The sequence below is a fragment of the Microcystis sp. BLCC-F209 genome, assembly GCF_041928595.1.
Taxonomy (GTDB): Bacteria; Cyanobacteriota; Cyanobacteriia; order Cyanobacteriales; family Microcystaceae; genus Microcystis.
The window spans coordinates 1-9,454 of record NZ_JBHFLL010000129.1 but is presented as its reverse complement, the minus strand read 5'-3'; the positions used below and the strand labels follow the sequence as shown (position 1 = coordinate 9,454).

Below are 9,454 nucleotides of genomic sequence, written 5' to 3'. Positions count from 1 at the left end.
AAAATAGGCTTTTCGAGGGTAATTCTTGTTTTAATTCTCCATGTACGCAGTCTTTAAAAGCCTCTATTTCGTTCCAAGACACGATTAAGAGTGGCTTTTAGGCTAAGTATAATTACTTATCGCGTAAGTGAGATGCTCCCTTACTCACTGTTGCTACTGTACCTCATGAGTCAGAGAATTGCTATAAAATATCCAATAACAATTTATCCTTATGATGACGAGGGATATGTATCGGAAATTAAGAATATTCCAGGATGTTTCACTCAGGGAGAAACCCTAGAGGAAACCTTAATCAGTAAACAGTAATCAGTAATCAGTAATCAGTGAACTGAAAACTTACATCTGATAACCGATAACTGATAACTGATAACTGAATTAAAGCCATTCGATTTCTTTAGCTTTTTCGGGTAATTTAGCCGTGGACTGTCCTTGGCTGCGGGACTGAAACCCAATTAAATCGAGGGGAGTAGCCAATAAATCTACTATATCAGCCTTGCCAAACAGTAACTTGAGGGTATTTTTTGGTAGATCTTTTAATAACCAACGACCGAGACTAAAAAATAACTGTTGATTGGTTAAAGGTCGCATCAATTCGACCCCGTGCAATTCGTGAAGATAGCGATTTGAACAGCCGTAGCGTTGAAATTGACTGCGAAAACTCTTGATAGTCGAACGATGACGATGGTAAATAATTGCCTCTGGTGCGTAGGTTAATTGCCAGTCGGTTTGTTGTTGAATACGCCAACAGATATCGGCATCGCCACCCGTAGTTAAATAGGGACGAAATAGACCAACTTTCTCGAAAGCGGCTTTTCTAATTGCTAAATTAGCTGTTTGACCATAGGGAGAAAAAGGGTGTTCTAAGAGAAATTTTTGCGAGAGAATCTCTCGACGTTCAGCATATTTTTCTAGCATTGAGTTACCAGTTAAAGCTAATATTTCCCCTGCAACGATACCGATATTAGCATCACCAAAGGGTTTAACTATTTCTTCTAACCATTGATAGGAAGGACGACAATCGGCATCGGTAAAAACTAACAGATTATAACGGGCATTTTTTATGCCTAAATTACGAGCGGCGTAGGAACTTTGAATCTGATTTTCTGTAAGCACAACTAACGGAAATCCTGACCCTTTACTCTCGATCGCTGCCTGTTCTAAAATAGACCCAGTTTGATCGCTGCTATTGTTATTTACGAGAAGATACTCCACTTGCTCTCGGGGATAAGTTTGACTTTGCAAACATTTGAGCAAATCGGGAAGATCATCTTCACCATTGTAGATGGGAATGATTACTGATATAAAGGGAAAAATCATCAGAGACCGCCTAGAGTTGACCGCTACCTAGTCTAATACAATCACTGTAAACTTTTATGGCAAACGTTGACTTAAAATATATTCGGCAATTGCCAGATCCCCCGGGGTAGTAATTTTTAAGTTAGTTTCTTCACCGACGACAATTTTCACGGGAAAACCACATTTTTCTAATAAGGCAGCATCGTCGGTGACTTCCCAAGCTAATTTTCGCCCCTGTTCATGACATTCTTTTAATAATTTTACCTGAAAACCCTGGGGCGTTTGGGCCGCCCACAACCGCGATCGATCCGGTGTATCCTCAATCCAGCCCTTGCTATCGACAATTTTAATCGTATCTTTTACCGGAATGGCCGCAATAAAACCCTGACAAGTGGCTAAAGCGGCCGCACAGCGATCGAATAATTCGGGAGTGGCTAAACATCGCGCCCCATCGTGAATTAAAACCGTCTCAGCCCCCTCTGGTAGGGCTTGTAAGCCATTATAAACTGATTTTTGTCTGGTTTCGCCTCCTTGGATGATTTGCACGGGTTTAAGGGCATTTATGGCGGTGATAATTGCTCGGATCTCCTCAAAGTCTTCTGGTTGTGCCATGATACCAATCCAGATAATTGCCCTGGATTGCATGGCAGCCAGTAAAGTCCAAGCGAGGAGCGGTTTTCCGTGCAGGGTGAGCAGTAACTTATTGCGATCGCTGCCCATCCGTTTACCCATTCCCGCTGCTGGAATTAACAAATACATATTTTTTTCAGGTAAAATTATTAAAAGAGTCAGGAAAGAGAAGGTCAGTGGATAGGAGTGGTTAACTTTTTGCTTGTTATTAGTAAACAGTAAAAACTATCCCTCTTAAGAAAATAAATCGAGGGGAAAGTGACCATAAGTACCGACTAATTGATCATTTTCTGATTGACAAGAAACCAGGACACCGCGATAGGTCCCCGTATAGGAATCGAGATAGGAAGCTTGTCTTTGGGTATTGTATTTAATATACACCGCTCCCTGTTCTGGTTGGTCTTCTGGGAGACTATTAGGTAGGGGATATCCTAGAGCTTGTAGATAACTTTTCAGGGCTTTAAATCCCTCTTCATTGTTATCGGCACAGATACCTAAATTAATTGATTCCGAACCTTGGTTAACTAATAAAATTGCCTGTCTTAGAGCTTCTTCTTCTTCGGGGGATTGGGCAATTTTTAGTTTAATACATCCATATTCTTTTAGGAGTTTCAAGGCTTCTTCCATAGACATGAGCGGTTAGATAGACGGGGCTAAAGATCAAAAATAAGCTGGTGCTGCTGTCCTTAACGACAAATTGCCAAGAAAAAAAGCCCTAAATCATTGAGATTTGGAGATAGGAAAATTCTGCATTGGTTTTAATCGTAAGCGGGGCAATTCCGATCATATCAGGTTGGGGACAGGAAAATTTATCGGGGTTGTTCGATCGCTCCGGGTTGTGCGTACATTTTACTCACTGCTTTTTGATAGCCGAAGTAAGCACCTATAATAATTCCAGCACCAAAACCAATCGCTAGGTAAGACAAAATTATACTGAGGGGACAAGGGGAATCTCTCCGATGAGATAGGGAAAATCCCTCACCAGTAGCCACAATATCCTCAGCAGCTTCAGGGAACTCCTCTGGTTTCTCTAGGGCTTTTTCTTCGGTTGTTTCAGAGTCTTCCAAAGCTTCTGGGTCGTCTTCTCGGTCATTTTCGGCGATTTCTGCGGTTATTATCGGCAAAGAGTTTAATTTGGTGACATGATTGACGATTAAATCATCTTGACTCAGGGTTATCGATTCTTGCCAAGCGGGGATATCGGATTCCTCGGTCATACCGTAAACGATCACTTGTTCTAATCCATCGATGCCCAAGCTTTTGATTTCTGCCGACAAAAAAGGCAATAATTTGTGTTGATTGGGTATCCTTTTGGATTGAACTTTGAGAGTCAGGGCATTTTCTTGTGAGGTGGCTTCAATAACCTCTATTTTTCTGGTTAAGAGACTTTGGTTAAGTAGGACAATAATAGCGGCTGCATCTTGCTGTTTAGCGGCATGGATAAGTTGTACCTGATTCATGGCCTTGAGGGACTAAAGAGAGGATATTATACTAAATACTTGGCCGAGTGGGAAGTAGGTTTTTACAGTCGGATTGGGGGTTAATCACACTATTAAAAGCGGATTTAGTATCGGTCTGTCCATCTCTCCCCCCTATGCCACTTAAATTTCCGCCACGGCTCTTTCGATTAAACGACGAGCCAGGGTTTGAATGCCAGTATGTTCATAGTAATTAGTCGTCATATCGAGGAATGCCCCGACATATACCAATTTATCGGCAGAAAAGTCGATAAATCCCTGGATTTTGCTCAATAATCCCTGCTGGCTCAAACTGCGCTCGCTGACAAAACCACTCATCCAACCTTTAGTGGAGTCGAAACTTTGACCGATAAAGTCTAATTTTCTGGCAGTATTTCCCCCCGGAATCAATTCTTTAATACTGCCGAAAGTGGAGTTAGATTCTAATTCTTCTGGCCTGAGAATGCTGAGGCCCGATTCCACTTTGCGGATAAAACTGCCCCCCAGGGGAATTAAACCATCCAAACAAACTAACGCCGCCATCCGCATCAGGGATTCGCCGCTATAATCTCCCAGAGAAGCGACGAAATCATCGATACTATCCCCCGGAATGCCATTAATTTGACAAAAAGCGATTAATTCTGTCACTAATTTCAGGGTTAGATCGATGGTTTGCGCTTTTTCGGGGGCAGGAGTTAATCTTTCGATTAAACCGCCCATGAGGGGAATTTTACCACCGACGGCATTGGCAAGAGAGGCGGTGGCTAGGGCATTATCGGCGCTGTCGATGGTTTGGTAGAGCCAGAGCGCCCGTTGATAGCCCTGGGATTTATCATTAAACAACCAAACGGCTCGATCGCCAATCTGTTGAATCATGCTTTCGTCGGTTTCGCCGGTGACTTTGATAATTGTATTTTTAAACCCGACTAGGTTATCCCACTGTCCCGGCACCACATAATCAAGGGTTTTGAGAACTTTGACGGTGAGATTATTCGTCGGTAATTCGTCCACCAGTTGAAAAATTGGCTTACTCACGGATGTCTCCTTACTTTAACTTTGCTAAACCATCTAAATCGAACTTAGCTAACCAAGCTTGGCGATCGCTGGCGGTAAAATCCGGCTCCCGCGATAAAACCTTGACTTGATAGCGATTATTGACTAAAACGGCGGTGGCGGTTGCACCCTGTTCGACAGAGGGAAAACCTTTAATTGTGGTTTGACTGTCTTGGAATTTATTGGCCGCCGCGGGATTATTGCTGATGTCAGATATGGCTAACATAGCCAGAACTTTGCCATCTTGCTTCAGTTTTGCCTCGGCAAAGCCTTTTTTCTCCTGGGTATAGACGCGCTCGTATCCTCCCCCAGAAGGCGGGAAAAACCGATTAAAACTGCCGCCAGAGGTGGATTCTTTCACCACTGCCGCCGCCCCGCGAGCGGTACTTTCTTGTTGCGCTTGGTCAAATTGCGAGGGAGCTTTAGCACAGGAAGTTACTAGCAAAAGTGTCGCTAATACCCCTGCTATCAAGATTTTGCCCAATCGAAAGCTCATAGTTATCTTAATTAAAACTTGCTCATGTTTGTTTGTAGTATATCTCTCGCTTATTGCTGATTATTGTTAAGTTTTTCTAGATGCTGTCACACTGGACCGAAAAAAAACAGAAAATCAGCAAAATACAAGTCATTAACGACGGCAGGAGGCAGTCCCGATGAAAAAATTTTCACCCCCACAGATGAAAGAGGTTTCCTTCCCTACACCCCACACCCTGCCCCCCCGATGTCGGGGGGGTTGGGGGGGCTACACCCTGCCCCCACCGAAAAACTTTTTGCCGCAAACCCTAGCTACAGTCCCGCAATTGCCCCTCGCGCCATAGATGCGATCGCTTGTTCCGTAGCCCGGGGTAGATGATAATACTTACCCCCGGCTTTTAGGGCTAATTCTTTGGCAAAACCAGTGGAGACGAATTTTTTCTCCGTATCGATAACCAGCAGTTTAATGCCTAAAGAGCGAATTTTAGCGGCAATATCGAGCAGTTCTGCCTTAATATCCGGTTTTTCCCCCTCCGGAATCGGTTCGCCTAAAGATTTCGCCAAAGGAATATTACTTCTCCCGTCGGTAATCGCCACAATCACCACTTGACCGATATCTCCCGATAAACGGGCATTCATCCCCACATGAACCGCTTGGGTTAAACCGTGAGCTAAGGGGGAACCACCGCCACAGGGCAGGGTTTCTAGACGTTTTTTCGCTAGGGTAATCGATTTGGTCGGCGGCAATAGTACATCTGCTCGCTCACCCCGGAAAGGAATCAGGGCAATCTGGTCGCGATTTTCGTAAGCTTCCGTTAACAGACGCATAACCGCACCTTTGGCCGACTGCATCCGATTCAGGGCCATGGAACCGGAGGCATCAACGACAAAGACAATTAAAGAACCGGCCTTGCGGGCCAGCCGTTTTGAGCGCAGATCCCCCTCTTCTATAATCACATGACGTTCGGGATTCCTTAAGCGACGGGCTTTTTGATAGGGGGCAGCCGCCCGGAGAGTGGCATCGACGGCGACTCTTTTTACCTTGCCCCGGGGTAACATCGGCTTAATATAACGTCCCCTATCTTCCGAGAAAATCAGGTTACGCGCCCCCGATTTCCCCTGACGCTGGGCCATCTGGGCAAAATACAACACACTGGGATCCAGTAAAACCCCTTCTGGGTCGAAAACAAATTCTTCCGGCAAATTATCGGGCTGTTCCGGTTCTTTTTCCTCCTCTTTCTCCTCCTCTTTTTCTTCCTGTTCCTGCTGGTTTTCGTCTTGGGGCGGTTCCGGTGGTGGCGGTGGTGGCGGTGGCTGTTGTTCCTGTTCTGGGGGTGGCGGCGTAATCAGCGATCGAGGTACAATAACTAATTCGACGGCTCTTTTTAAGTCATCGGCACTGACTAAATCCCGACCTTCTAAAGCGGCGGCGGCCTTGGCTACTCTCACGGCAAAAATCTCAGCGCGATGACCTTCTACCTTACCTCGCACTGCTTCCTCCACTAGATAACTAATTTGTTCGGGTTTAATTTTTACCTCTTTTAACCATTCCCTCGCCAGGATAATTTCGGTTTTTAGATCATCGATTTCTTGGGCATATTGGGCGATAAAAGCGGTGGGAGAAACAGCATACTCGATCGCCTGATTGACGGCGGTGACTCGTTGGTCTAAACTGAGGACACCATCGGCGGAAAGCGCAATGGCAATTCTATCTAATAAATGGGGTCGTAAATCCCCCTCTTCCGGGTTATAAGTAGCGATCAGGAGCGGTTTACAGGGATGTTGAAAACTGATGCCTTCCCGTTCGATTTGGTTGCGTCCTTCGCTTAAAACCGTTAGTAATTGGTTAGCAATTTGGTCATCAAGTAGATTAATTTCATCGACGTAGAGAATTCCCCGATGAGCGCTGGCTAATAAACCGGGTTGAAAGACTGGTTCCCCCCGTTTCACCGATTCTTCCACATCGACGGAACCCAATAAACGATCCTCGGTGACTCCTAGTGGAATCTGCACGAAAGGGGCCCGGATAACTTCCGTGGCGACCTCTCCACTGCTATATTCTTCTTTAGTGCGATCGTCCCATTCGTCGGGACTGTTGGGATCACAATTAAAGACATTACCTGCAATAATTTCGATCGGTGGCAGTAGGGAATGTATCGCTCGCGCCATGACTGATTTGGCGGTTCCCCGACGACCGGCAATTACCACACCCCCTAGGGCGGGATCCACGGCGGCTAAGAGTAGGGCTAATTTAATCGCTTCTTGGCCGACAACGGCAGTTAGGGGAAAATTGAGGGTCAGAGTGGGCATAGATCTAGATTCAGGCGGCCAAATTCTAGTGTAAAACAGAAGCTCCCAGGCCCGGCACTTTTCCTCTTTTGATTCCCGAACTCAGATTTTAGCTGCATCTCGATGGATTTCTTCATCCCCGAACCGATCGAGAAGTTACCGGGTTAATCTAGGATTAGCTCCTGATAACGGCTGTAGAGAGGAAAGAAATATGATAACGACAATAATCGATCGCCTTACGGAAACCAACCCGCAAATTATGCGAGAATGGCAAGGAAGATTAACCCCGAAAAATATCTCGATCGCCTCGGTTATCTCCCTAGTTGGTCAATTATTAGTTTACCTGTACTACAAGAATCTCTTGCCGGTAGGGGCGGGATTTAGTCGTTACTGTACTGCTAATCCCCCCAATAACAACGATTATTACCCCTATAGTGGACTTAAATACTGTATCCAAGACCTAAATGGTCAATGGATGATTATCTCCCGGTTATGGTGGTTAGATATCTTCACTTTTCTGAGTATTACCGGCATTTTCGCTCTTTTAGTGGTGGGAACCTATCAATTAATCGCCGATCTTTCCGGGGAAGAGCGCCGAGGTACACTTAATTTTATCCGTCTGAGTCCCCAACCCGCCAGAACAATTTTTATCGGCAAAATTTTCGGGGTTCCCATTCTCCTCTATCTCGTCTGTCTTCTCGCTTTACCCTTTCACTTGGGAGCGGGTTTATTAGCAGGTATTCCCTTTTCGTTAATTTTAGCCTTCTACGGGGTTCTAATCGCTAGTTGTGCCTTTTTCTATCATGCTGCCCTGAGTTTCGCTTTGGCCACGCCATGGTTAGGGGGATTTCAACCCTGGTTAGGCAGTGCTACAGTCTTAATCTTTGTGTTTTATAGCACTATTTTTACTTTATCGGGCTATGGCGGTTCCCGTACCCCCTTTGATTGGTTAATTCTCTTTAATCCTAGTTTTGTCCTTCCCTATCTAGTTAAATCTACTTTTCTCCCCCCCGATGCGGTACGCTATCTAGGAATCTCACAAATCTTTGATCTGCGTTGGTACGGTCAATCTCTCTGGCAATCGGTTATAATGGGTATTAGCTTAATTTTGCTCAATTTTGCCCTCTGCACCTGCGGTTTAACCAGAATTATCCAGCGTCGCTTCCATAATCCCCTCGCTACTCTTGTTAGTAAACCCCAAAGTTATTGGATTATGGGCTGTTTTAGTGCCATTAGCCTAGGTTTTGTCTTCCAAACTCTGGAACCGAGCTATCTTTTCGATAATTTTGCGATTCTTAGCGTTTTTGTGGCAATTTTCGGCTTGTTAATCCTTTTTGCCCTCACTCCTCCTCGTCAAACTCTTCAAGATTGGGCGCGCTATCGTCATTTGCAAGGAAAAACGGGCATTAGTCTGGGAAAAGCTTTAATCTTTGGCGAAAAAAGTCCTTCTACTCTAGCCATGGCTATTAACGTCGCCATTGCCATTTTATTCATTCTTCCCGCTATTTTTATCGCCCCTCTCCATCAATATAAACTAGCCACTGCAGCCGGGTTTCTCTTGGGAATGAACATGATTTTAGTCTATGCCGCTATCACCCAGTTATTGATGTTAGTCAGGACAAATAAACGCGCTTTGCTGGCAGTCACTAGCATCGGCATTTTGATTATTTTCCCCTTCCTCTGTTTCGCTGTCTTGCGAGTTAATCCCAGTCAATCTCCGCTGTTATGGTTTTTTACTTTTCTTCCCATTGCCGCTACTAAATACGCTACACTTCCCTCTTTCGCTTTGGCAATCTTCAGTCAGTGGTTGGGTTTAACCATCGTCGGGTGGCAAATTAATCGGCAATTAAATCGCCTTGGCGCCTCGGCAACTAAAGCGTTAATGCCAAGCTGAAAAATACCGACTCACAGGGGAGATTAAATAATATCTCTGCCGACAATTTTCTCCCCTTGAGTATCGGTTAATTTTTTTTCCCAAAAAAGCTTGACAAAACCCCACGACTTGACAGATAATTGCTTGTAAAATGGGAATCCGTGCCTGCCTACGAAACCCTTATTTTCAGGTCAAATAAAGCCCCAAAAAATTAACCCCAAAAAGTAGGCTGAGTTAATCTCAGTGAACTGATAACTGATAACTGATAACTGATAACTGATAACTGATAACTGATAACTGATAACTGATAACTGATAACTGATAACTGATAACTGATAACTGATAACTGATAACTGATAACTGATAACTGATAACTGATAAC

General features: G+C 44.7%; 9 protein-coding genes. 2 read left to right on the top strand and 7 right to left on the bottom strand.

Going from position 1 to position 9,454, the window contains the following annotated elements:
* Positions 1-165 precede the first annotated feature (165 nt).
* The gene (locus ACE1AQ_RS08075) at positions 166-306 is read left to right on the top strand and encodes a type II toxin-antitoxin system HicB family antitoxin (protein WP_253257797.1); all 141 of its coding nucleotides are present in this window, start codon (positions 166-168) and stop codon (positions 304-306) included.
* A 69-nt stretch (positions 307-375) separates the two neighbouring features.
* On the opposite strand, the gene ACE1AQ_RS08070 is transcribed toward ACE1AQ_RS08075, so the two are convergent.
* The 7 genes from ACE1AQ_RS08070 to bchD all read right to left on the bottom strand — a co-directional run bounded on the left by ACE1AQ_RS08070 (position 376) and on the right by bchD (position 7,220).
* Positions 376-1,317, bottom strand: coding sequence for a glycosyltransferase family 2 protein (locus ACE1AQ_RS08070; protein WP_008196625.1), 942 nt, complete (start codon positions 1,315-1,317; stop codon positions 376-378).
* A gap of 54 nt (positions 1,318-1,371) precedes the next feature.
* A complete protein-coding gene (ispD, locus tag ACE1AQ_RS08065; protein ID WP_008196622.1) occupies positions 1,372-2,055 on the bottom strand; it encodes a 2-C-methyl-D-erythritol 4-phosphate cytidylyltransferase in 684 nt (227 codons plus the stop codon).
* Between the two features lie 105 nt (positions 2,056-2,160).
* Positions 2,161-2,559, bottom strand: coding sequence for a DUF1824 family protein (locus ACE1AQ_RS08060; RefSeq protein WP_008196620.1), 399 nt, complete (start codon positions 2,557-2,559; stop codon positions 2,161-2,163).
* 176 nt (positions 2,560-2,735) lie between these two features.
* Positions 2,736-3,386, bottom strand: coding sequence for a hypothetical protein (locus ACE1AQ_RS08055; protein ID WP_008196618.1), 651 nt, complete (start codon positions 3,384-3,386; stop codon positions 2,736-2,738).
* A gap of 141 nt (positions 3,387-3,527) precedes the next feature.
* Complete coding sequence (locus tag ACE1AQ_RS08050) at positions 3,528-4,418, bottom strand: hypothetical protein (RefSeq protein ID WP_008196616.1); 891 nt, start codon at positions 4,416-4,418, stop codon at positions 3,528-3,530.
* Positions 4,419-4,428: 10 nt separating this feature from the next.
* Positions 4,429-4,932, bottom strand: coding sequence for a hypothetical protein (locus ACE1AQ_RS08045; RefSeq protein WP_110546046.1), 504 nt, complete (start codon positions 4,930-4,932; stop codon positions 4,429-4,431).
* A gap of 290 nt (positions 4,933-5,222) precedes the next feature.
* Entirely contained in the window at positions 5,223-7,220 is a 1,998-nt protein-coding gene (gene bchD, locus ACE1AQ_RS08040) for a magnesium chelatase ATPase subunit D (protein ID WP_106909532.1), read from the bottom strand.
* Positions 7,221-7,410: 190 nt separating this feature from the next.
* Here bchD and ACE1AQ_RS08035 point away from each other — a divergent pair, with 190 nt between their 5' ends.
* The gene (locus ACE1AQ_RS08035; protein WP_110546047.1) at positions 7,411-9,093 is read left to right on the top strand and encodes a hypothetical protein; all 1,683 of its coding nucleotides are present in this window, start codon (positions 7,411-7,413) and stop codon (positions 9,091-9,093) included.
* Positions 9,094-9,454: the final 361 nt, after the last annotated feature.